Genomic DNA, 24,756 nt, shown 5'->3' with positions numbered 1-24,756 from the left:
ATTCTAATCCCACCAGTTTTTATACCAAAGAGCGTATAGCAGCGACATCAATTCCACTTCTACGCTTCCACTTCTGCGCTTACCATGCTATCTTTTGCGGTTATGCGATAAAGCACCGATGTAAATCAGCATGATTTCAATTTCTATCTTAAGGAACTTATATGAGTATCAGTCAGGCAATCGAAAAAATCGAAGCACGTTATGCCCATCAACCTGAGTTTATTCAGGCAGTAAAAGAAGTTGCAATTACGATTGCGCCACTATATGACTCTCATCCAGAATATGATACTTTTAAAGTCTTTGAGCGCCTTGTTGAGCCTGATCGTGTGATAGCGTTTCGTATCAATTGGGAAAACGATAAAGGTGAAGTGCAGGTAAATCGCGGCTGGCGTGTCCAGTTCAGTAATGCTTTAGGTCCTTATAAAGGTGGTATTAGATTTCACCCAACCGTCAACCAATCGGTTTTGAAATTCTTAGGTTTTGAGCAAATCTTTAAAAATGCTTTGACGGGCTTACCGATGGGCGGCGCTAAAGGTGGTTCTGACTTTGATCCAAAGGGCAAGTCAGACAATGAAATCCGTCGCTTTTGCTACGCCTTTATGCGTGAGCTGCATCCATATATCAACAAAGATACGGATGTACCAGCGGGTGATATCGGCGTTGGCGGACGCGAAATCAGCTATATGTTTGCCATGTATAAGAATCTAACTCGCGAATATGGCGGTGTATTGACTGGTAAAGGTGTGGGTTTTGGCGGTAGTTTGATGCGTACAGAAGCGACTGGCTATGGCGCAGTTTACTTCTTAGAAAATATGCTCACCGCTCAAAACGAACACATCGCCGGTAAAAGAGTACTGATTTCAGGTGCAGGTAACGTCTCTCTACATGCCGCTGAAAAAGTTCATATGCTGGGCGGCGTCGTCGTTACCGTATCTGACTCACAAGGTACCTTGTATGATGAAAAAGGTCTAAATCAAGAAAAGATCAACTGGCTAAAAGAGCAGAAAGCAAAAAGCCAACCATTAGCAGATTACGTTGCTGTCTATGGTGGTGAGTGGTTCGCTGGACAAAAGCCCTGGCATATCAAAGGCGATATCGCCATCCCATCAGCCACGCAAAACGAAGTGAATGAAGGCGACGCCAAGTTGATGGTTGAGAACGGCATTAAGTATGTGGTTGAAGGTGCTAATATGCCATTGACTGCAGAAGCAATTGATCATATCCGCTTGCACCGTGTGCACTATGCTCCAGGTAAAGCTGCGAATGCGGGCGGTGTGGCAGTATCTGGTCTTGAGATGTCGCAGAACTCAGTGCGTCAGTACAAGAGCTTTGAACAAATCGATGCACGTTTAAAATGTATTATGAAAAATATTCATGATAGCGCTGCTGAAGCCTCAGGAAAGTATCATCAAACTGATAAAGGCTACATTGACTATATGACTGGTGCCAATATCGTTGGCTTTGAGCGTGTTGCTGACGCCTTGGTTGCTTATGGTATCTTGAACTAAGAGTGATTTCGCCTTTAACGTTTTATAGACCGTACTAAAAAATATCGCTTGCAACTGTATAATATAGTCGAGATGACTAAAGTTAGTTGTATGTAGAAAATACGCGGCTCAAGTTGTTAACGTCATGAGTTTTGCTTCATAAACCAAAAAGCCCCAATCATTAATTGATTGGGGCTTTTTACTATCCAAAAAATCGTTGTAACGTTTAGCGCCATTTACCTTAAACCATAATATCTTGAATAGGATTAAGACCCATCTGATATAGTTGAAATACTTTAAAGTCGCTACAGTATTGCTGGTGTAAATTTTTTGCAGCCTCTGTCTGCGTAGGCACAGCAAGCAAGAAAAATTTGCACCAGCAGTACGTGTTGTATCGATATTACTTTTCACCGACTATAGCTTGCAAAAGGCTGACTTTTCATTCAACAGTCAGCTTTTTTATTACCCCATCAATTATCCATGGTTTTTATGGTTACACCTGCAGTAAAAAATTCGTCAATAAACGCTTAGCACCTTCGGTCGCAAATGACTCTGGGTGAAACTGCACGCCTTGAATGGGATAATCTTTGTGCTGCAGGCCCATAATCTCATCACCTGCTAGTGCCGACTGCGTCAAGCTTAGCTCAGCATGGTCATCATTGGCGACGATTGCGGTGACGGTTAAACAATCCGGTAGGGTATCTGCTTGTACCATCAATGAGTGATAGCGCATGATTTCTAGCTCTTGTGGCAAGCCTTGATAGACACCTGCACCATCATGGCGAATGGATGAAACCTTGCCATGCATTGGTACACTGGCACGTATCACATCACCGCCAAATATATAGGCGATGCCCTGCATGCCTAAGCAAACGCCCAATAGTGGTGTCGTTTTGCCCATGACTTTGATGACTTCGGCACAAATACCAAAGTAAGCAGGATCATCAGGTGCACCAGGACCCGGCGAGATGATAATTCGGTTAAGATTCATCGCTTGTACGTCTGCTAAGGTGATTTCATCATTTCGTTTAACGATGACATTTGCTGGTTTATCACTGTCCAGCGTCTGCAAAATCTCACCGATATACTGGTAAAGGTTAAAGGTAAATGAGTCGTAATTGTCGATAATTAAAACATTCATGGGTAGCCAACTCTTTGATAAAGTATAGGTGGTTATTGAGGCATAAAGCTGTCTAGCACCACTTTCATAGCAGAAAGCTTACGCTGAATTTCTAGATATTCATCAGCAGGATTGGAGTCGTAAACATTGCCGCCACAAGTCTGTGCATAGGCAGATTCGCCATTAATAAATAAGCTGCGAATAGGAATGGCAAAGATACAATCACCGTTAAAGTTAAATGACCCTAATGCACCGCCATAAGCACCACGACCATCTGGTTCAAGCTCATTAATAACTTTGATCGCTTCAACCTTTGGTGCGCCTGACAAGGTGCCAGCAGGGAAGTTGCTGGCAAGCGCGCTAAACATATCTTCATCAGGGTGCAAAATACCAACGATTTCAGAAGAGATATGCTGTACGTGTGAGAAGCGTTTTATATCCATTAAATTGCGCACCTTTACGGTACCAAATCGTGCAACGCGCCCAATATCATTGCGATGCAGATCGACCAGCATGTTGTGCTCGGCAATCTCTTTTGCATCATTCAGTAAGGCCCGGGCAAGCTGACGGTCTTCGGCGACATCGATGCCGCGCTTGGCTGTACCGGCGAGTGGATAGGTCTCCATCTCGCCTTGACGTAGGCGAAACAGCAATTCAGGTGAGGCACCAATGATGCACTGCTGGGTGAACTTCATAAAGTACATGTGCGGTGATGGATTGACCGCACGCAGCTTTTCATAAATCGGCATCTTGTCGCCTGCAATACGATATTTGGATTTAAAGCCAACCTCACACTGAAAGATACGCCCGGAGATGATGTCTTCTTTGACTTGCATGACGACTTTAGCATGCTCCTCTTTACTCATGCCATCACCCAAAAACTCAACGGTGGGTGGCTTGTGGCTTGAAATTGGTGCATCAAGTAAGGCTTTGATTTGCTCAATACGATTGTCTTGTTGAGCGGTTGGGTAATAAAAGTAGAAAATTTCACCAGTCATCTTATCGAACGTCAAGCCATCTAGATATACACCAAATTTAAAAGGCTCAAAATCATCGCTGGGCTTAGCATTGACACTTGGCTCAAAGAAATTGACACTGTCATAGCCCAAGTAGCCAACCAAACCGCCACTTTGCTCACGGGCAATGACGTGCTGCGGAGTAATGGTACGTAGCAGCTGATACGGGTTGTCGGTCTGATAGTGTTTGGTTCCAGCGGTTTTGTTATCGGTAATGGCAAGCGTCGTACGATCGATAGCAGTGACAGTCATGATAGGGTCAAAGCCAATAGCATGATGACGTGACATATGGCTGTCTTCACCCAAGGATTCGAGCAAATAACAGGTCTCAAAAACATGCTCAATACGTTTGAATAACGCGAAAAAATCAATATCTTGCGTGAGCTTTATCCGCTGTGGCTTGCTGGGAATATCAATAAGTGCAGGTTGATCATGTTGGGGTACAGGAGAAGTCATAATGAGTTCCAAAGTAATTCAAATAGGTATTGGCTAAAATAAATGCAAATAGCGTTGATTGATTTATTAAGCCTCTTGTCTGTGGGTTGCTAGCAGCGCACTGACATCGTGAATTTGCATGGCTTTGGCACCGCGAGAGACGGTCGCAATACCTACGCCTAACTGTTCAGAGATTTCACGTTGGGTGACGCCGCGCTCTAATAAATCAAAAATACGAATACGATTGGCAATTTCAAATTGCTCTTTATCTGTTAACAGTGCGCTTAGTAGCATGTCAATATCGACGCTGTCATCACAACTGGCTAAATGATTTGATAAACTGCGATAAGGGTCAGTACTCATAATATTCAATCTTCATAAAAAAGGATAGATTAACAGTCATCTTGTTTCAGTATTCTAGTACAGTAGTACATAAAAAACAAGTAAAGTGATTAATTTTTTAGCAATGTTTGATTGAAGGTCTGTTTTTATAACATTCAATTCGGTATAAAAATAAAAAATCAGCTAATCGCAATGAGCTGGCTCTGACATTAAAAAATTTTGAGGGATACAAATGTATCATTTGAGAGATATAAACTTATAAAGCGGAGACGTTATCGTTTGATTACATGACTCAGAGAAAAACTCAGAGAAAAACTCAGAGAAAAACTCAGGGGAAAACTCATGTGAAAGTAGTATCGGTTGAGTCGTAATTGATTTAATATTAACCATTCCGCTTAAACCTGACTATTTGGTCAATTAATTTATGCAAAATATTTTTATTTTTTATCATAAAAATCAGCGTATTCATTCACAGTTTATCTTAAAGTCACGCTAGAATATGGTTATTTATTGACATTAACGTCTAACGGCTCATCCTATGACTCAAAGTGCTAAAACAAATACCCCATCTGCCTCTGAGGGCGTGGTTCATCGCAATCAGCAAGATATTCGTGCTCAAAATCAAGCGGTGATTTTGACTGCCGCTGAAGAAGAGTTTGTGCTACAAAGCTATCGCGGTGCCACGATGCAGGGTATTGCTGATCGAGCAGGGCTACCAAAAGCCAATGTACATTACTACTTTAAGAATAAGAAAAATCTGTACGAAATGGTCTTGCGCACCATTATTCAAGAGTGGAATGATGGCTTGGTGACGATGACGGTAGATAGCGATCCCAAAACAGTTATCGAAAAATTTGTCCGCACCAAATTGCATCAAGCGTTTGCGCACCCAAACCGCCATAAGCTATTCGCGTTAGAGGTCATCGGCGGTGCCCCGCATTTACATGATTTTATGTCGACTGCGATGAAAGATTGGGCACTGGATAAAACACAAGTCATGAAAACATGGCACGAGCAAGGCAAAATCGCCATTGCTGACCCCTTACAGCTATTGATTTTGATTTGGGCAACCACGCAGCGCTATGCAGAGTTTGAAACAGAAATCGTCGGTTTGATGCAAAAGAGCGCGTATGATGAGACAGACGAGGCACGCGCCGCTGACTTCTTAATACCTTTTATACTACGGGGTTGCGGACTCGAGTAGTTGTAGATTCGAACAACAGCTATAGTTGAAATACTTTAAAGTCGCTGCAGTATTGCTGGTGTAAATTTTTTGCAGCCTCTGTCTGCGTAGGCACAGCAAGCAAGAAAAATTTGCACCAGTAGTACGTGTTGTATCGATATTACTTTTCACCGACTATATAACTCAATTGCTTGACGCATTAAGGCAATAGATCGATGTTGATAATGACACAGCCTGTGACGATAGGCTCATCAAGGATTTAAGTTTAGTGATGAACTGACTAAGGCTGAAACCCCGGATACCATTAGCGCCATACTGACAAGGTAGGGAATAGCTCACCTAGACCCACAGCACCGCCAATAATCAATGAGGGGGTCATAACAAACCCGTATATTTATCTAAATTTAACTTAAAAAATTAACGAACATCACTGAAATATTATAAATTTACTATTGGTAATAATTATCGTTTGTATTATTATCACCACCATTCTATGACGGTTAAATGCTAGAGTATTATGAGTTCAATGGATTTAGAGAGGCCACCACTTAAATCAATCTTGATAGCTATACTAGTAGTGGTAGGGCTTCACGTGCTCACGGCAGTGGCATTGGTGGCAATGAAACCGTCTGCGCCCAAAATCGCGCCGCCAAAACAGACGCCGCCTATAGAAATAGAGCTGGTGTCATTACCTGCTGCGTTACCGAAAGAAATAGTCAAGGTTGCTAAACCTGTTAAAAAAGAAGCCGCTAAGGTCGCGATAGAGAAAACAGCACCAGTGCCAAAGCAGCAGGCTATAGCAAAACCAAAACCGTTCGCAGAGATGTCAAAACAACAAGTGGTACAGGAAAAGAAACCTGTTATTGCACCGGTAGTTAAAAAAGAAAAGACAACCTCGATTACTCAAGAAAAGCCGCCACAAAAACAGATTCAGCAAGAAGAGCCACATCCCGCTATTGATAAGGCCATATCTGAGCAGCGCGCTAATAAGCCACAAGCCAACGATCAGCAAGCTGAACAACGTCGTATCGTAGCAGCGCAAGCGGAAAAAGCGGCGCAAGAAGCACAGATGCAACAGGCGCAGGCTAAAGAGGCGCAAAGAGTAGCAAATGCTAAAGCCGCTCGAGATGCCCAAGCTAAAGCGAGTGCCGAAGCGGCAAATGACGCGGCTCAAAAAGCAGTAAGAGCGGCTAAGCAAGTAGAAGGGGCCATCAAAGCAGCTACTGGAAGTAATGATCCTGTTAACTTTACCGCCAGCTCGGCAAATTGGGTATCAGCTCCGAACTTCAGTTTCCCTGAGCGTGTCGCACGACGAGCAAATTCGGGTGATACGCTCAACGTAGTGTTGGTGCTGAGAGTCAATAAACAAGGGGGTATTGATAGTGTGCGTATCGCTCAATCTTCTGGAATTGCAGCATTAGATAAAGAAGCACAGCGACAAGTCCGTTCTGGAAAATTCAAACCCTTTATGAAAAATGGCGCGCCCGTAGTCGGTAATGTCACGTTACCTGTTACTTATATCGTGCCATAAAGAAGCTGCTACACGCTGCAAGATATTCGCTTTAGCCTTTTATTAAGACTAAGATCGTCACATATAATAAATTGGCAAGTCATGCAATAACACAAGGAGTCTGACATGGACTTTACAAATTACTGGCAATATAGCGATGCGGTGACTAGAACCTTGTTCTTTTTACTGCTCGCTTTATCTATCGTTTCTTGGGTCACGGGCATCATCCGTGTACTACAAAGCCGAAAATTGGTGACTACTGTTGCCGATGATTTGAGCCAGCAGCTGCAGGCAAAGCGCTCAGATTTAAGCGTAGCAGATGCCGCGACGCGGCGCCTGATTACTGAGCAAACCTTACTAAAGCACATTGGTCGTTACCGTTTTTCCAGCGAGCGTGGTTTACCTATCCTGGGTACGACGGCGGCGATTGCGCCATTTATTGGTCTGTTTGGGACAGTATGGGGTATTTTTCATGCCCTGCATAATATTGGTATGAGCGGACAAGCGGGACTTGGGCAGGTAGCGGGACCGGTAGGTGAGGCACTTATCATGACCGGTTTAGGAATAGCCGTGGCGATTCCAGCGGTGGTGTTCTATAACCTTGCGGTACGTATTAATCGCAGCGTCATGTACCATGCCAATGATCGCGCCCATGACTTGCTGGCGCAATCTGCTGAGCTATCAGCTACACAACAACCATCAATTTGAGAATATTATGGCATTTCAATTGGGTGATGATGATAGTCAAAGCATGAATGAGATGAACCTCATTCCGCTGATTGATATCATGCTGGTATTGATGATTATCTTTTTGCTGACGGCTAGCGTACTGAATCCAGCGGTGCCATTAGATTTGCCAAAGACCAGTGCGACGTTAAATGAAATCCCGCCCGAGGCGATTCAAATCAGTATTGACAAAGACGCAGGCATATTTTGGGACAGCGACCCTATTACTATGGAGGAGCTAGCAGTACGTTTGCAGCAGCAAAGTGCCACTGGTAAAGACCCTTCTGTACAGCTACGTGCGGATAAAGACAGTAAATATGATACGGTCGCCCAAGTGTTGGCGGCGGCTAGTCAAGCGGGGTTAAGCAAAATAGCCTTTGTTAATGAATAATGGTTAATAAGATTATTCATAATAAACCTGCGCGCGTTTGAAATTATGGTTTATCATAGCACCTTTTTATATGCACGACTTTTTGTATCTTGTTATTGGATGAGTTGTTTTCTGTACTAAGTATTTGATATACCACTATAAATATCAGCCGCTTTGTAGGTGAGCCGTTTGCTTGTCTCATGATAATATAGAATCTACCAAACGGTAATTTATGTACATGCTATCTATTTTGCTTGGTTTTTGAGGGCTTACATGCATTATAAATACAGTTATCAATGTCAGTCATATATATAAATAAACGCTGTTATGAGCGAATTCATTAGCTAAAAGGTCAGATTGTCATGGGTATGTGGATTGTTATTATCATTGTACTATTCGTATTAGGGAGTATGATGGCGCTCAAGCCGAGCGGTATCGATCAGCGTTTAGATAAGCTGCGTATGACCGCGCGTCGATTGCAGCTCAATCCAAAGCTAGTAGCTTGTCCTGACTGGATAAAGGGCAAAGACAACGAGTATGGTCGCGGGATGATGGGTCAGTATGGCTTAATATTAGAAGATACGCATCTGCCTTATACACGCTATCAAATGATCGATGGACAATGGCGACCAGATAATAATTTTGTTGATACGACTAAAGATGAGCTCACGCTCACTGTGCCAAGTGCTATTCGTGCTAATCAAAGCAATACGCATACGATTGTTAAGAAGACCAATATCAGTTTGGACAAGATACCACTGGATTTGCCAGTCAGTATTGAGCCCTATGTAAAGGGTTTATTGACTAAAGCTAATAGCATTGTGATTTATTGGGAAGATATCGCTTATGTACGCCCTGCGACCAATCCTGCGTATGAGCAAAAATTGATTGAGAGCGATTTATTAGCGCTCAAAGAAAAGCTTGAGCAATGGGTGCTACAGATGCAAAAGAGCCTATAAAAATTGCTAAAAGGTAGCAAATTGTTTTTTCGTCTCCATAAGCGAAGGATATGCAAGTGCTTTTGACATACGGTCAATCATTTTCAGTTGACAGTTTAAGCCTTAGCAGTGTAACGTCTTTATAACTGAATCCTTTCGTTATGGTTATCGTTTTTTTATAACCGATTTTACTAGCAGCCATTACTACAATAATTTGCCAAGCTATTATAACCAAACCCTATAAATGGCATGCTGCTAGACAATTCTTATTTTAATTTACTTATTATGGTGTCGTCACATATGACAAAACCCACAACCAAAAAAAGCGCAGCGCCCGCTGCAGACAAACCCAAAGGCAGCCCAAAAGGTAAGTCTTTAGTGATTGTTGAATCACCTGCCAAGGCAAAAACCATCAATAAATACTTGGGTGATGATTTTATCGTGCGCTCAAGTATCGGTCATGTCCGAGATTTGCCCGTTGGTGCGAGCAAAAGCGCAAAGAAACCAGCAACGACCAAAAAAGATGACATCCTGACCAAAGAAGAAAAAACTCAGCAAGCATTGGTACGGCGCATGGGTATTGACCCTGAGCATGATTGGGCGGCAGTCTATGAAGTGTTGCCAAACAAGACCAAGGTCATTAAAGAGCTGAAAGCCTTAGCCAAAGACGCTGATAAAATCTATCTCGCGACGGATATGGATAGAGAGGGAGAAGCCATTGCTTGGCATCTCAAAGAAGTGATTGGCGGCGCAGACAGTAAATATGAGCGCGTGGTCTTTAACGAGATTACCAAATCTGCTATTCAAAATGCTTTTAAGCAGCCTTCTAAACTTGATATTGACCGCGTCAATGCGCAACAAGCGCGGCGCTTTTTAGACCGTGTGGTTGGTTTTATGGTATCGCCATTACTGTGGCAAAAGGTCGCGCGCGGTTTATCTGCGGGTCGCGTACAGTCAGTTGCTATGCGCTTGGTCGTTGAGCGTGAACACGAAATCCGCGCCTTTATTCCAGAAGAGTATTGGCAGATTCATGCCGATACCCATATTGTTGATAATAAAGATAAAAAAGCCACAGACGCTGAGCAAATTGGTATTCGTTTAGAAGCTACCAAGCAAGGCGGCAAAACGCTAAAGCTCGTTAATAAAGAGCAGACCGATAAAGTATTAGATGTTCTTAAAGCAAATGACTTTATCGTTAAAGAACGTGAAGAAAAGCCAACGCAGTCACGTCCAAGCGCGCCTTTTATTACCTCGACTTTGCAACAAGCTGCCAGTACAAGATTAGGATTTTCGGTTAAGAAAACCATGATTTTAGCGCAGCGCTTATATGAAGCCGGTCATATCACTTATATGCGTACCGATTCAACCTTTTTATCAGGCGATGCGCTGGCTGCTGTACGTGGTTATATTGAAGACAGCTATGGCGCAAAATATGTGCCAGAAAAGCCAACCTTCTATGGTAATAAGCAAGGCGCACAAGAGGCGCATGAAGCGATTCGTCCGTCTAACGTCAATATGAAATCAACGCAGCTTAAAGCTGTTGAGCGTGATGCGATACGTTTGTATGAGCTAATTTGGCGTCAGTTTGTGGCCTGTCAGATGCTACCAGCAAAATATTTATCAGTAAATTTATTCGTTGCTGCTGATGATGTCGAGCTAAAAGCGCGCGGTCGCACCTTGGTATTTGATGGTTATACCAAAGTCATGCCACCTGCCAAGACCGACGACAATTTATTACCTGATGTCAAAAAAGGGGATAAGTTAACGGTAGATAAACTTGATCCAAGCCAGCATTTTACCAAGCCGCCACCGCGCTATACTGAGGCAAGCTTGGTTAAAGAGCTTGAGAAAAAAGGCATTGGTCGTCCATCGACATATGCTTCTATCATCTCGACCATTCAAGATCGTGGTTATGTGAAGCTCGAGAATAAGCGTTTATTTGCCGAAAAAATGGGTGATATTGTCACTGACAGACTGACGGCAAGTTTTCCGGATTTGATGGATTATACTTTTACCGCAGCGTTAGAAGATAAACTGGACCATGTTGCTGAAGGTGATACAAACTGGAAGGATGTACTTGATAATTTCTACGGGGATTTCAAGACTACCCTTGATCGCGCTAAAGAAAAAGACGGCATGCGCCCGAATGATCCGACCGATGTACCAGACGTGCATTGCGATCTTTGTGATCGTCCGATGCAACTGCGTACCGGTTCTACCGGTGTATTCTTAGGTTGTACCGGTTATAACTTACCGCCGAAAGAACGCTGTAAAGGCACTAAGAACTTAATGCCAGTCGAAGCTTTTGCCAATCTTGATGATGCAGAAGGTGATGATGAAGCGGCAGAAGTCCGAGATTTGATGGAGAAAAAGCGTTGCCCGAAATGTAGCACGGCAATGAATGGTTATATTGTAGATGGCGGTCTTAAGCTACATGTTTGTGGTAATAATCCTGATTGTGATGGTTATGTCTTAGAAGAAGGCAAGTTTGAAGTTCCTGGTTCTGACTCTCCAACCATTGACTGCAATAAGTGCGATGGACAAATGGAGCTTAAGACGGGACGCTTTGGTCCTTACTTCGCTTGCCAGCAATGTGACAATACCCGTAAAGTGCTCAAAACGGGTGAAGCAGCACCGCCGCGCATGGATCCTATTCATCTGCCAGAGCTAAAATCAGTGAAGCATGAGGATTACTTTATCTTGCGTGAAGGGGCTGCCGGGATGTTCTTAGCAGCATCTAAGTTTCCTAAAGTACGGGAAACGCGTCCACCAAAGCTTGCTGAGCTAAGAGAGATTAAAGATAAAATGGAAGATAAATTCCAGTATCTGTTTGAAGGACCAGATGAAGATCCTGATGGTAATCCTACGATTCTGCGTTGGTCACGTAAGAAAAAAGAGCAGTATATTGGCTCTGAGAAAAATGGTAAAGCCACACGCTGGGGCGTGTACTGGCGCAAAGGTGAGTGGGTAGAGGAGTGAGTCTCTTTTACCTGTAAGCCATAAGTATAGTCGGTGAAAAGTAATATCGATACAACACGTACTACTGGTGCAAATTTTTCTTGCTTGCTGTGCCTACGCAGACAGAGGCTGCAAAAAATTTACACCAGCAATACGGTAGCGACTTTAAAGTATTTCAACGATAGTTTTAAGCCATAAAAAAACCTCTTAGATATGAACTGACCCCCATAAATTGTGTCCAACTTATGGGGGTCAGTTCATTGCTGTAAGCGGCTTTTTTAATATTGACTATCAAGCGGTTACGCTTAGTTGTGTAGAGCTTTACCTTTGGTTTTATCAACCGTCACTTTTGCAGGTTTAAGCGGTATTGGCATGCTGACCAATGCTACTTTTAATATCTCATCAATCGTTGCGACTGGCTGAATGGTCAAGCCTTCTTTGACATTATCAGGGATATCAGCCAAGTCACGCTCGTTGGTATCCGGAATCAACACATGCTTGATACCGCCACGATGCGCCGCTAGCAGCTTTTCTTTAAGACCGCCGATACGCAGGATTTTACCGCGTAAAGTAATCTCACCTGTCATGGCAATATCTGGACGAATGGCGATACCAGTTAAGGCAGATACCAGCGCTGTCGTGAGCGCGCCACCAGCAGATGGACCATCTTTTGGTGTGGCACCTTCTGGCATATGCACGTGGACGTCAGTAGTTTTAAACGTCTCGTAGTCAATCCCTAGGCTGTCACCGCGCGCACGTACCACACTCATGGCAGCACGAATAGACTCTTTCATCACATCGCCCAAAGAGCCGGTAAAGATAAGCTCACCTTTGCCTTTCATGGCGACTGCTTCGATAGTGAGTAGCTCGCCACCGACTTGAGTCCAAGCAAGACCGGTAATACGACCAATCTCAGGCTCTTCTTCCGCCAGACCGTAGTCATATTGATGCACGCCTAGATAGTCATCGATGTTTTTGTCGTCGACCACTACCAGTTGACGTTCTGCTTTTTTCGGAGTGCGTGCACCATGCGTTTCAACCGAACCGCGAACCACTTTGCGGCAGATTTTATTGACTTCACGCTCAAGGTTACGCACACCTGCTTCACGAGTATAGCTACGGACGATGCTATGCAACGCTGCCTCAACAATCTCAATCTCGCCTTCTTTAAGACCGTTATTCTTAATCGCTTTTGGCACGAGGTACTTTTGCGCGATATTCACTTTTTCTGCTTCGGTATAACCCGGTAAGCGAATCACTTCCATACGGTCAAGCAGTGCTGCTGGAATATCCATACTGTTAGCGGTACAGATAAACATCACTTGCGATAAGTCTAAGTCCATATCTAGATAATGGTCGTTAAAGGTATCGTTTTGTGATGGATCTAATACTTCAAGCAATGCTGATGCTGGATCACCGCGGAAGTCATGTGCCATCTTATCGATTTCATCCAATAAGAATAGTGGGTTTTTGACTTCTACTTTTGCCAGTGATTGTACGATTTTACCTGGCATTGCACCGATATAAGTACGGCGATGACCACGAATCTCAGCTTCATCACGTACGCCGCCAAGCGCCATACGCACAAACTTACGACCAGTTGCTCGCGCAATCGACTCACCCAATGAGGTTTTACCAACACCAGGAGGACCGACTAAGCAAAGAATAGGCCCGCGAAGCTTCTTCACCCGTGATTGCACGGCGAGGTACTCTAGGATGCGATCTTTTACATCTTGCAAGCCATAATGGTCCTCATCTAAGACGGTTTTTGCTTTATCTAAATTGATTGAAACTTTAGTCGTCGCATTCCACGGCGTATCCAAAATCCACTCAATATAGTTACGCACTACCGAGGACTCAGAGGACGCTGGCGGCATCATTTTCAGCTTTTTAAGTTCTTGATCTGCTTTTTTACGTACATCTTCTGGCAAGTCTGCATCTTCTAGACGCTGTTCTAACTCAACCACGTCATCTTCACCATCGAATGCGCCGTCATTCATATCCGACAGCTCATTTTTAATGGCTTTCATCTTCTCGTTTAAGAAGTATTCACGCTGGTTATCTTCCATTTGCTGACGGACAGCTTCTTGGATATCTTGCTCGATGTTTTGCTCGGCACTTTGCTTGACCAAATACTCGGTCAAAGTATTGATATGGGTTTTGATATCATTTTTTTCTAAAAATGACTGTTTAATATCAAGATCCATCGAGACACGGGTTGAGATGAAGTAGACCAACTCAAGCAAATCATCAATACGCTTTGCAACGCGTGTTAGCTCACGCGCATTACGCAGACGTGCATCCGCATAGCTTTCAAACAGCGAGGTCAAAGCTTGTATGGTGTTTTTCTGCTGGCTCTCATCCATGCTGACATCAAGGTCTGCCCGCTCAAAGCTTGCCATCAATAAGTCATCATGACTCTCTATCGAATCAACGCGCGCGCGGTATTGACCTTCAATCAATACTTTGATGCAATTCTCATCGCTATCATGCGGCATGGTGCTGACGATGCGGCAAACCGTGCCGTATTGATATAAGTTGTCGTGATCGATATCTTCAGTGAGCGAGTCTTTTTGAGCGACCACCAGTACTTTATTGCCGTATTCTGCTTGCGCTAACTCAACGGCTTTGACGGACGGTTCACGACCGACAAATAAAGCAATTTGCATATGCGGGTAAACGACAACATCACGCAGAGCTAGTAATGGCAAATAATCTTCAACAGCATTGTCTTTACTATCACTGTCTTTACTATTACTGTCTTTATCAGTAGCGTCTTCTTGAGCATTATCAGATGACATATCCAACTCATTTTCTACCGAATGGTCAGACGAGGTTTTTAGCTCGTTTTCTTGCTCGTTGTCATCAGCAACGGTAGATGAAACGTCGACATCGATGTCGATATTGTCTTTATTAATTTTATGTTCACTCATATATTCTTCCTCGTTCACCAGACTTGTAAAGTCAAGTTAGTGGTTCATGTTTAGATAAATGGTGCTGCTATATAAAATTGCAAGGCTTACTCAGTAGCAGTAGCGGGAATATTGCGGGTTTATTTGCCTTTTCTCTTCTAGATGTGAGGTTTTGCGCGTGGGTTTTAGTCGGGGCGGTTCAGTCCGCAGTGACACAGGCGATCTTGAGATATCCACCCCAAGAGACCGTGATAGCAGCTTTGAACCCACCTTATCAGCAGGCATTTAATCTAAACGGCAGTTACACAGAATCTGGGATGCTCTCATCAAAATCTGTAATCTCACTATTTACACTACTTAAAAACGCATTACTTTGCGCCAGTAGCGTATTTAAGCGCGCCTCATTGATCACTCTTGCCAGCTCATCAGCGCTAAAAGCTTGCTCTTGACTATAATATAGCAGCTCATAATCCATTTTCTCTAGCTCTTGCAAATGCTGCTCAACACTCTCTGCACTAGAATTAGTATCCAGAGGTTCCTTATTATTACTCATCAAAACCACCTCAAACCACTTGGTGTAATCAAACCATCTAACGGCACATCCCACGGTTGACGATCTAGTTGCTCAACCACTTGAAAATCATAACACCAGCCAATTTTCAATGGTTTTTTTGCCCCAGCCTGATAGCTTTTGCCAAGGGTCGTATCATAAAATCCGCTACCCATGCCCATGCGATTGCCGTTTTTATCAACCGCTGTTAATGGACAGATAATGACATCTAATTCTGCTGCCCACAATAATCTGCGATGATGGTTTTGCTTCATCCCTAAGCTATGAATACGTGTCGGTATATTTAACAGTTTTGCATGATAAATAGGTACAAAGCGCAGACGTTTATCATGCTGTCCTAATGAGCCGACCACTGGCAAATATGGCAGATAGCCTAAGCGTTGACACCAGTCCAATAGTGGCTGAGTGGGCAGCTCACCAAAGCCATCATAATATAAGCCAATGCGTGCACGCGGTGGCAGACGCTGCTGTAATTTGGTTAGATGTAGGCTGGCTGAATGCGCCAGTTGCCTACGCGTGCTTTCACTTAACTGGCGACGCTGGCGAGTGAAATGGCGTCTGGGCGGATTGATAATAGTGTTATCTGTTTGGACGTTATTGGTAGCGCGACTACTCACGACAGATAACTGAGGTAGTGAATTAGTGGATTTTTGTTGACTAGTAATCTTAGACATCAGTTACCCTCACGGACGTGGAGAAATTTGTGATAAGTCATGCTATCATAACGCCACTTTGTATCGTATTTTTCTTTGTGTGCAGCAGCTGTTGCACTTTTTATGACAAACCATTCATTACCAAACCATCAAAGAGGGTAGTTATGTCAACACAGAATCAGGCAACTCGTACTGAAAAAGACACTATGGGCAACGTAGAAGTCCCAGCCGATGCTTATTGGGGCGCCCAAACCCAGCGTAGCCGCGAAAACTTCAAAATCGGTGGCGAGACCTTGCCGCGCCCGATGATTGAAGCGATGGCACTGGTCAAAAAAGCCGCTGCGATTACCAATGCGAGCCTTGAGCGTATCGATACAGACAAGCGCGACCTGATCGTCCAAGCTGCTGATGAAGTCATCAATGGTGGTTTAACCGATCAGTTCCCATTGGTTGTTTGGCAGACAGGTTCTGGCACCCAGTCAAACATGAATATGAATGAAGTGCTTGCCAATCGTGCCAATGAAATCGCTGGTAATGAGCGTGGCAGCTATACGCCGATTCACCCAAATGACCATGTCAACCATGCTCAATCTACCAATGACAGCTTCCCAACCGCGATTCGTGTTGCTGCTGCTCGTGAAATCAATGGTTTATTGATTCCAGCGGTAAAAGCACTACGCGATACCTTGGATGCTAAAGCCAAAGAATTCGATAGCATTGTTAAAATCGGTCGTACGCATTTACAAGACGCCACGCCTTTGACCTTAGGTCAAGAGTTCAGCGGCTATGTTAGCCAACTTGACCATTCACTGGTACGTATTGATAATGCGCTACAAGGCTTGTATGAATTGCCACTAGGCGGTACGGCGGTAGGTACGGGTCTAAATGCCCATCCTGATTATGCGGTAAAATCAGCTGAGCAATTGGCGACATTGTCTGGTCTACCATTTGTGACGTCACCGAATAAATTTGAAGCATTAGCCGCTCGTGATGCTGAAGTATTTGCTTCTGGCGCATTAAAAACGCTAGCAGCAAGCTTAAACAAAATCGCTAACGACGTACGTTGGTTGGCATCAGGTCCTCGTTGTGGTTTGGGTGAGTTGACGATTCCTGAAAATGAGCCAGGCTCTTCTATCATGCCGGGCAAAGTAAACCCAACTCAGTCAGAAGCGATGACCATGGTTGTGGCGCAAGTTATGGGTAACGATGTGACTATCAGCATGGCAGGCGCGTCAGGTAACTTTGAGCTAAACGTCTACAAGCCAGTAATCGCTTTCAACCTATTGCAATCTATCAAACTGCTTGGTGATGCGTGCAATAGCTTTAACGAAAACTGTGCCGTTGGTATCCAGCCAGTAAAAGACAAAATCGATGACTTTTTACATAACTCATTAATGCTAGTCACCGCACTTAACCGTCACGTCGGTTATGAAAATGCGGCAAAAATCGCTAAGACTGCTTATAAAGAAAACAAAACCTTGAAGCAAGTTGCCGTTGAATTAGAGCTGTTAACCGAAGCTCAGTTCGATGAGTGGGTTATTCCTGCTGATATGGTAAACCCTAAGTAAGCAGTAGACCAAATAATGACCTGCTACCTACGGTGTCAGACTCGCTTAATGTACGATGAGTACCATTTGCACTCGTCTTTCTTGTAGCAGTGTCATATTTGTTCCACTTAGAAGTTAGTAAACAAAAAGACCTTGTCATCCTTTATAAATGGATGTGGCAAGGTCTTTTTTTATGCTAAGTATTTAAAACGCTTTAGAACTTATAAAGCAAACCAAGCGTCGTCGTTGCATCAGTACGCGAGTCAACCATTGGACTGTCATATTGCTCATTTGGTAGATAGCTTAAGCTCTGATTGGCAAAGCCTGCCCAGCGCTTATTAAAGTCATAGTTGGCACTAACATTGATGTAGGGATTCAAGCTTGAGTTGGCAGTATAAGCAGCAACACCCGTTCTAGTTGATTCTGTATCGCTCACGCCGTAGTAGTATTGATTGTAGTCGTTATCATGATATTCAAAGCCAACGCTTGGATAGACGGTGAGTTTGTTCTTACTGATTTTACCAAGGTAGCTTAAGCGGGCAATATTACCGCCACTACGGTCTAAAATATCAGTCGCATATTGGGCACGAAAGCCACCAACCGGTGTCAGACGCGTATAGCTTAAGCCTGCAGCAGCAGAGGCTTTACGCTCATCAAGTTCGCTTAGTGCGCCAGTGGCGTCATCAGGCTCAAATGAATTGCCAGCAAGCTGAGTATAGGCAGCTAGCTGATTGCTACCATCATTGATAAGGTATACGCCCGCTTGGGTACCGCGCGCATAGACTCTATTGTTGTCATAAAACACCCCTGGCAATACTTTTATCTCGGTGCTTTCTTCCAAATCGTATGCTGAATTGACCGCCATGACGTTGACACCAACGCTTAACTCGGCGTCTGGAACAGTCGGTAAGTTTTTATTGAAGAGTGCGGCATTGGATAGGCTAGCTGCGCCAAGCATGGCAGTAGCCGTCAACGTGCTAAGCAAAGCACGTGTAAAAGTCGGTGATAACGCTGATGATGTAGACATGATTTGCTCTCATAAGTGGGTGAAACAGAGGGATGAAAATAGTAAAACGCGCAAGCTTCTCATTACGTTAGCGTCAGTTAAAAATAAAAGAGGTATAGACTAAATAGTGCTTTGCTCGATGGCATTTAGTACTTCTATTAATTGCTGATGAATATCTTGCCACCACCACATAAAGCCAATACTAATACATAACATCACAATCCACGGCAGCAACTGCCAAATAAGCGCAGGTTTAATGGCTGTGCTTTTCTCATTCAGGGTTTCGTTAAGAGTAGGGCGAATAGGGTTGATGGGGTTAATAGGATTAATAGTTACGTTTGAGTTTACACCACTATTATTATCCACATGACTCTCATTATGCAAACTGTCATGATTTAAGTGAGTGCTATTTAAGTGAGTCTTATTATCAAAATCAGTGCCGTGACCAGTATGATGCTGCTGACTTGTAAACCCAATATCGCTATTTACGGGAGTATCGCTATTTACGGGAGTATCGCTATTCACTGGCGTATTAATATAAGTGCTGTGATATTCGTTTTGCTGCTCACTTTGATAATGGGGTAAATAGTCAATTTGATTAATGGCAGTATTCTGAATGACAGCTGCCATGCTCTGACGATGGGCAATAGCAAACGCCAGTGCAATGATAAGACCCGTAATTGCACCGCCAATGTGACCCGCATTATCGATACCCGGCACCGCAAAACCATAGACCAAGTTGATGCCCATAATAAATATTAGGCTTTTTAAATTGAGCACCATACCATTAACCGATATCTTAAACAGCGCAGCGATTAATAACGCCGCGCCAATGCCCATAATACCGCCCGATGCGCCTGCAGATAATCCGGCTTGTCCCGTCCCATCCACAATACCTTGCCAAGTGACGTAATTGTTCAGTAAGTTGCCGCCGATTGCCGCGAGTAAAAACAGCGTGAGAAACTTAAGCGAGCCAAACATCGGCTCGGCGATTTGCCCAAAGAAATACATGGCAAAACCATTAAACAATAAGTGCATTAAGCCAATATGTAAAAAGGCACTGCTGACCAATCGCCACGGTTCGTTATCCATGGTAAAAGGCAGGGCATTAGCTCCCCATTTTATCAATGCCTCAGTCGATGGATTATTGGCATCGACACCAGTCAGCACTTGTACGATATACAGTCCGATAAAGCTGATTAATAGTAAAGTAGTGACCGGTGCGGTTTTAAACAGCTGCTGGATAGTCATAAAATGAGATATCAATCAAAGGGTATAGGTAGAGTATAAAGGGTATGGATAGTATAAAGAAAGCGACCAACCAGTCTAAGCAGCTATCCTGTCTACACTTACCAGCGCATCGGCGCTACGTAAGGCAAGGCAGTTTTAAGATGCTCGTAGGTACCTTTGACTAAGATATCATCGCGCACTTCATTGATATCGGTATGACCACAAAACGCCATGCTGATATCACATTCGTTATAAATCAGCTCAAGCGCTCGGCGGACACCATCTTCGCCATACGCGCCAAGACCATATAAAAAGGCGCGACCAATCATCGTGCCATTGGCTCCTAATGCCATCGCTTTAAGTACATCCTGACCGGAGCGAATACCACTATCGAGCCAAATCTCAATCTGACTGTCCTCAGCACGCACGGCTTGTACGATATCGGCTAGGGATGAAATGGAGGAGGGCGCACCATCTAATTGGCGTCCACCATGATTGGAGACCACTAGCGCATCGGCACCGCTACGAGCTGCCAGTACGGCGTCTTCTGGCTCCATAATCCCTTTGATAATTAACTTGCCACCCCACATGTCTTTAATTCTGGCGACATCGTCCCAGCTCAGCGCAGGATCGAACTGCTCAGCTGTCCATGCTGATAGCGATGAGATATCCTCAACGTTCTTAGCGTGACCGACGATATTACCAAAGGTGCGCCGCTTGGTACCGAGCATATTCATACACCATTCCGGCTTGGTCATCAGGTTTAAGATGTTGGCAAGCGTCGGTTTTGGTGGCGCAGATAGACCGTTTTTAATGTCTTTATGACGTTGACCGAGTACTTGTAAGTCGGCGGTCAAGATAAGCGCTGAACAATTAGCTTCTTTTGCGCGGCGAATCAAATTGGCTATAAAGTCCATATCGCGCATCATATATAGCTGAAACCAAAAGGGCTGGCTGGTATGTTCTGCTACATCTTCGATAGAGCAAATACTCATAGTCGATAGTGAAAACGGTACGCCAAACTTTTCTGCTGCCTGTGCCGCGAGGATTTCTCCGTCTGCCCACATCATGCCAGTAAAGCCTGTTGGCGCAATAGCAACCGGCATTTTTACTGGCGTACCCAGCATTTCGGTGGCAAGCGAGCGTCCTTCCATATTGACCAATACCCGCTGACGCAGTTTGATACGGTCAAAGTCAGTTTCATTATTACGATAGGTGGTCTCGGTCCATGAGCCTGAGTCAACATAATCATAAAACATGCGAGGTATTTTTCGTTGTGCCACGCGCCGTAAGTCTTCAATCTCAGTAATTTTGCTCAAATTTTTCATGAGGTCTTCCTTGGTACTTATTTGGTAAGCGTTTATTAATTATGATGTTGTTGTCATTCATGTTCTGTCGTTAATTATTGAATGACACTATCTTAACCGTGAAATAAAACTGACGCTATTACAATTAATATAATAGCGTCAGTTCGAGTGCTGATTGTGGATTCACAGGGTTCAACTGGATTCCCAGTATAGCTAGCTCATGTTAAGCAACGGCTTTTTTACTCGTCATTGCCATGATGCCAAAAAATGCTATTGGCCAAATGACAGCCAAGATCCACCACATCATTTGACCGAAAATAATACCCATACCGATCAATCCTGCCTGAATAACATAGTATGTCATTGCTACTAAGGTTTTACGAATAACATAGCCTTCTTTATCCATCAGGCCAACCACCGCGCAAGCAGCAACAACGTTATGTACCGCAATCATATTACCAGCTGCGCCGCCTACCGCTTGCAGTGCTACTACTTGTGCAGCAAGGTTGGCATCTAAGCCAATTTGACTAGCGGTTGACCACTGAAAGTAAGCGAACATCATATTACTGACGGTATTTGAGCCTGCAATGAACGCACCCAGCGCGCCAATCCACGGAGACACGAGTGGCCATGCATTTTGAAATGCACCAGAGGCACTCTCAGCCAGTAATATGGGCATAGCGGGTAGCGAATTTACTACTTCAGCAGCTGACCCGGAGTTGATGAATACTTGTACCATAGGTACCGAAAGCAGCAGGGCTGGTGCGGCGGCTAACATGGTTGTTGCAGAACTACTCCAACTACGTTTTACGGCTTGTCCGTTCATTTTGAACAACCAGATAGAGATTAAGGCAACAATAATTAGAATGATACCTGGAGAATAGGCAAGTTGTAGTTTACTAGAAATAGTCGTACCAAAAAGATTGGTAAATTGTATAGTGGTCAAATCTCCAGTCAAGAATGCCTTCAGCGGTGCAATGACTCGAGTGATGATTAATAGGGCAATAACGATGAGATAAGGAGAAAATGCATGAACCAAAGAAAATCTTGGAGCAATGGCATCATCAAACTTTTCTTCAGGTAACGAGCCGAGCCAGTCTTTATCCCATTTAGCGCGTGGCGCAAAATCGAAAGTGTCTTTAGGCATCAAAAAGCCGCGCTTTGCTAAAGGAAGCACAATCATAAGACCAATAAAACCGCCAACCAATGATGGGAACTCAGGACCTAGGTATCTAGCCACTAAATAATAAGGAACGGTAAAGCAGAGACCAGCAAAAATTGCAAAAGGCCATATTTTGAGCCCTTCAACGAAGGAGCGATTTTTACCAAAGAACCGAGTCAAAAATCCACACAAAAGTAACGGAATTAAAAAGCCTACCAGCGCATGTATCAGACCGACGTTACCCACAATTTGTAATAGATAGTTTTCAGTTGAGAGTGGCGCAATCGCTTGCGTTATATCTGGCTTATCATTGATACCACTCCAAACGCCAACTAACATTGGTGTACCAACGGCACCAAATGATACGGGCGTCGACTGAATAATTAACATAGCCATAACCGATGCCATCGCTGGGAAACCTAAAGCCAACAACAACGGTGCGCCGATAGCAGATGGCGTACCAAATCCTGATGAGCCTTCTATCAGCGAGCCGAATAACCACGCCACAATGATAACTTGAACGCGTCTATCGGGTGAGATATCCATAAAGCCTTTACGGATAGCGACAATAGCACCTCCTTCCTTTAAAGTATTCAGCAATAAAATAGCGGCAAATACAATAAACAAAAGCGAGAGTGCGACGATGAGACCGTTTACACTAGCGGCTGCTACTTGGGCGCCACTGGCTTGCCAAACGAACAATGCTAATAGCGCGGTTACTAAATATGCAACGCCCATAGAAGTCTTGGCAGGAAGCCGCAAAACTACAAGCAAAATGAGGACTACTAGAATAGGCGCTAAGGCCAAAAAAGTGTACATAAAAAACCTTCCTTGGTATATGTAATTGAAGTCATTTTTGAAATATCATTGAAGGATACTTCTCTTTATTGATATTAAGCCAAAAGAAGCCCGTAGTTTTTTAGTACTGAGGGCGTTATCCAAATGGCGGTAAAGAACTTATTTTAAAAATTAGGTGAGGCCTTGTATTCTTAGTCACTGTAACAAAGAGTTGATTATGATTGTCTTTTACAATCAAATCAACTCATTATAGTTGGGTTTGTTATGGGTCTAACAATTCGATCCAGTGCTTGACCGGGACAGACGCATGGCTTCCTAAATGCAGTTGGCATCCGATGTTGGCCGTCACAATCTGATCTGGGTTCTCGATGGTAAGGTCGGTGATCTTATTGGTGAGTAGTTGCTGGCTCAGCTTAGGTTGAAGGAGCGAGTAGGTGCCAGCAGAGCCGCAGCATAAATGTCCGTTTTGGGTTTTAGAGAGCTCAATCCCAGCGCGTTGCAAAATCTGCTCAACATGACCGCCTAACTGCTGAGCGTGCTGTAGCGAGCATGGGCAGTGGACAGCGGTCTTGCGATTCGTCTGTTTCACTACCAATTTCTCCAAGTCCTCTTTGATTAAAATCTCACTCAGGTCTCGGGTCAGCGCACTGATACGTTCGGCTTTAGCCGCATAAGCATCGTCATGTTTGAGTTTTTCGCCGTACTCTTTGACCATCGAGCCGCAGCCTGAGGCACTGATGACAATGGATTCAGCCCCAGCTTCAATATATGGCCACCACGCATCGATATTGCGCCGCATGAACGCAAGCCCTTCTTCATGGGCTGGTATGTGATAGCTCACAGCGCCGCAACATCCGGCATCTGGCGCAGCGATCAAGCTGATGCCTAGCTTATCAAGTACTCGGGCAGCGGCACTGTTGGTGTTGGGGGTGGCAGAAGGTTGGGCGCAGCCCTCTAGCACCAGCATTTGACGCGAGTGTTGCTGCGAGGGTCGCGGGCGGGCGATTTGCTTAACAGGGACTTGGACTTTTAAGTCGCGGGGCAAAAAGGAGCGAAACAGTTGTCCAAGTCGTAAAAGAAACCTAAATCGGTTCGGATAGGGCAACACCTTCCTGATAAGCCAGCGTTTGAATCTTTGATCGGCAGGTCGCGATAACTGTTTTTCCATAATATCGCGGCCAATTTCAGCCAAGCGGCCATATTTTACCCCAGAGGGGCAAGTAGTCTCGCAGCTACGACAAGTCAAGCAGCGGTCTAAATGAAGTTGTGATTTTTCGCTAACATCACCTGTCTCAAGCATTTGTTTTAGTAAATAAATACGACCGCGAGGGCCGTCACGCTCATCGCCAAGCTCTTGATATGTAGGACACGTAGCATTACAAAATCCACAGTGAACGCAAGTGCGCAAAATATCGTCGGCTTCTTGAATATCTGGGTGATCCAGATATTTTACATTAATTTGAGTTCGCATTATGTCTTCCTTGT

At 44.2% G+C, this 24,756-nt stretch carries 19 protein-coding genes; 8 read left to right on the top strand and 11 right to left on the bottom strand.

Annotated elements, in window-relative coordinates:
* Window positions 1–161 precede the first annotated feature (161 nt).
* On the top strand, window positions 162–1,508 hold the full coding sequence (gene gdhA, locus PSYC_RS08660) for an NADP-specific glutamate dehydrogenase (RefSeq protein ID WP_011280934.1): 1,347 nt from the start codon (window positions 162–164) through the stop codon (window positions 1,506–1,508).
* A 472-nt stretch (window positions 1,509–1,980) separates the two neighbouring features.
* Here gdhA and PSYC_RS08655 read toward each other — a convergent pair whose 3' ends face one another.
* From PSYC_RS08655 to PSYC_RS08645, 3 genes are all read right to left on the bottom strand, one after another.
* Window positions 1,981–2,628, bottom strand: a complete 648-nt coding sequence (locus tag PSYC_RS08655) for an anthranilate synthase component II (RefSeq protein ID WP_011280932.1) — start codon at window positions 2,626–2,628, stop codon at window positions 1,981–1,983.
* Window positions 2,629–2,660: 32 nt separating this feature from the next.
* Window positions 2,661–4,079, bottom strand: coding sequence for an anthranilate synthase component I family protein (locus PSYC_RS08650; RefSeq protein WP_011280931.1), 1,419 nt, complete (start codon window positions 4,077–4,079; stop codon window positions 2,661–2,663).
* Between the two features lie 66 nt (window positions 4,080–4,145).
* Window positions 4,146–4,421, bottom strand: coding sequence for a Trp family transcriptional regulator (locus tag PSYC_RS08645; RefSeq protein ID WP_011280930.1), 276 nt, complete (start codon window positions 4,419–4,421; stop codon window positions 4,146–4,148).
* Between the two features lie 517 nt (window positions 4,422–4,938).
* On the opposite strand from PSYC_RS08645, the gene PSYC_RS08640 reads away from it, so the two are divergent.
* The 6 genes from PSYC_RS08640 (at window position 4,939) to topA (ending at window position 12,106) form a co-directional block, all read left to right on the top strand.
* Complete coding sequence (locus tag PSYC_RS08640) at window positions 4,939–5,604, top strand: TetR/AcrR family transcriptional regulator (protein ID WP_011280929.1); 666 nt, start codon at window positions 4,939–4,941, stop codon at window positions 5,602–5,604.
* Between the two features lie 571 nt (window positions 5,605–6,175).
* The gene (locus PSYC_RS08635; RefSeq protein ID WP_227500324.1) at window positions 6,176–7,114 is read left to right on the top strand and encodes an energy transducer TonB; all 939 of its coding nucleotides are present in this window, start codon (window positions 6,176–6,178) and stop codon (window positions 7,112–7,114) included.
* Between the two features lie 105 nt (window positions 7,115–7,219).
* A complete protein-coding gene (locus PSYC_RS08630) occupies window positions 7,220–7,801 on the top strand; it encodes a MotA/TolQ/ExbB proton channel family protein (RefSeq protein ID WP_011280927.1) in 582 nt (193 codons plus the stop codon).
* 7 nt (window positions 7,802–7,808) lie between these two features.
* Window positions 7,809–8,210, top strand: a complete 402-nt coding sequence (locus tag PSYC_RS08625; protein WP_011280926.1) for an ExbD/TolR family protein — start codon at window positions 7,809–7,811, stop codon at window positions 8,208–8,210.
* A 341-nt stretch (window positions 8,211–8,551) separates the two neighbouring features.
* A complete protein-coding gene (locus PSYC_RS08620) occupies window positions 8,552–9,148 on the top strand; it encodes a hypothetical protein (protein WP_011280925.1) in 597 nt (198 codons plus the stop codon).
* 279 nt (window positions 9,149–9,427) lie between these two features.
* Entirely contained in the window at window positions 9,428–12,106 is a 2,679-nt protein-coding gene (gene topA / locus PSYC_RS08615; protein ID WP_011280924.1) for a type I DNA topoisomerase, read from the top strand.
* Between the two features lie 284 nt (window positions 12,107–12,390).
* Here the strand turns inward: topA and lon are convergent, their stop codons facing one another.
* From lon to PSYC_RS08600, 3 genes are all read right to left on the bottom strand, one after another.
* Window positions 12,391–14,886: an endopeptidase La gene (gene lon, locus PSYC_RS08610; RefSeq protein WP_049750952.1), complete on the bottom strand. Its 2,496-nt coding sequence runs from the start codon at window positions 14,884–14,886 to the stop codon at window positions 12,391–12,393.
* Between the two features lie 412 nt (window positions 14,887–15,298).
* Window positions 15,299–15,550 carry a hypothetical protein gene (locus tag PSYC_RS08605; RefSeq protein WP_041757752.1) on the bottom strand — a complete coding sequence of 84 codons (252 nt, stop codon included), beginning with the start codon at window positions 15,548–15,550 and terminating at the stop codon, window positions 15,299–15,301.
* The gene (locus PSYC_RS08600; protein WP_011280922.1) at window positions 15,550–16,242 is read right to left on the bottom strand and encodes a 5-formyltetrahydrofolate cyclo-ligase; all 693 of its coding nucleotides are present in this window, start codon (window positions 16,240–16,242) and stop codon (window positions 15,550–15,552) included. Before PSYC_RS08600 ends, PSYC_RS08605 begins: the two co-directional genes overlap by 1 nt.
* A gap of 143 nt (window positions 16,243–16,385) precedes the next feature.
* On the opposite strand from PSYC_RS08600, the gene fumC reads away from it, so the two are divergent.
* On the top strand, window positions 16,386–17,789 hold the full coding sequence (fumC, locus tag PSYC_RS08595; RefSeq protein WP_011280921.1) for a class II fumarate hydratase: 1,404 nt from the start codon (window positions 16,386–16,388) through the stop codon (window positions 17,787–17,789).
* 193 nt (window positions 17,790–17,982) lie between these two features.
* Here fumC and PSYC_RS08590 read toward each other — a convergent pair whose 3' ends face one another.
* From PSYC_RS08590 to glcF, 5 genes are all read right to left on the bottom strand, one after another.
* Entirely contained in the window at window positions 17,983–18,795 is an 813-nt protein-coding gene (locus PSYC_RS08590; protein ID WP_011280920.1) for a MipA/OmpV family protein, read from the bottom strand.
* Between the two features lie 99 nt (window positions 18,796–18,894).
* Window positions 18,895–20,025 carry a rhomboid family intramembrane serine protease gene (locus PSYC_RS08585; RefSeq protein ID WP_011280919.1) on the bottom strand — a complete coding sequence of 377 codons (1,131 nt, stop codon included), beginning with the start codon at window positions 20,023–20,025 and terminating at the stop codon, window positions 18,895–18,897.
* A gap of 98 nt (window positions 20,026–20,123) precedes the next feature.
* Window positions 20,124–21,332 carry an alpha-hydroxy acid oxidase gene (locus PSYC_RS08580; RefSeq protein WP_011280918.1) on the bottom strand — a complete coding sequence of 403 codons (1,209 nt, stop codon included), beginning with the start codon at window positions 21,330–21,332 and terminating at the stop codon, window positions 20,124–20,126.
* 202 nt (window positions 21,333–21,534) lie between these two features.
* Window positions 21,535–23,292, bottom strand: a complete 1,758-nt coding sequence (locus tag PSYC_RS08575; RefSeq protein WP_011280917.1) for an L-lactate permease — start codon at window positions 23,290–23,292, stop codon at window positions 21,535–21,537.
* 241 nt (window positions 23,293–23,533) lie between these two features.
* Entirely contained in the window at window positions 23,534–24,742 is a 1,209-nt protein-coding gene (gene glcF, locus PSYC_RS08570) for a glycolate oxidase subunit GlcF (RefSeq protein WP_011280916.1), read from the bottom strand.
* Window positions 24,743–24,756 lie beyond the last annotated feature (14 nt).

Source organism: Psychrobacter arcticus 273-4 (assembly GCF_000012305.1).
Lineage (GTDB): Bacteria > Pseudomonadota > Gammaproteobacteria > Pseudomonadales > Moraxellaceae > Psychrobacter > Psychrobacter arcticus.
The sequence above is the reverse complement of the archived record's forward strand: the minus strand, read 5'-3'. Positions and strand labels throughout refer to the sequence as shown.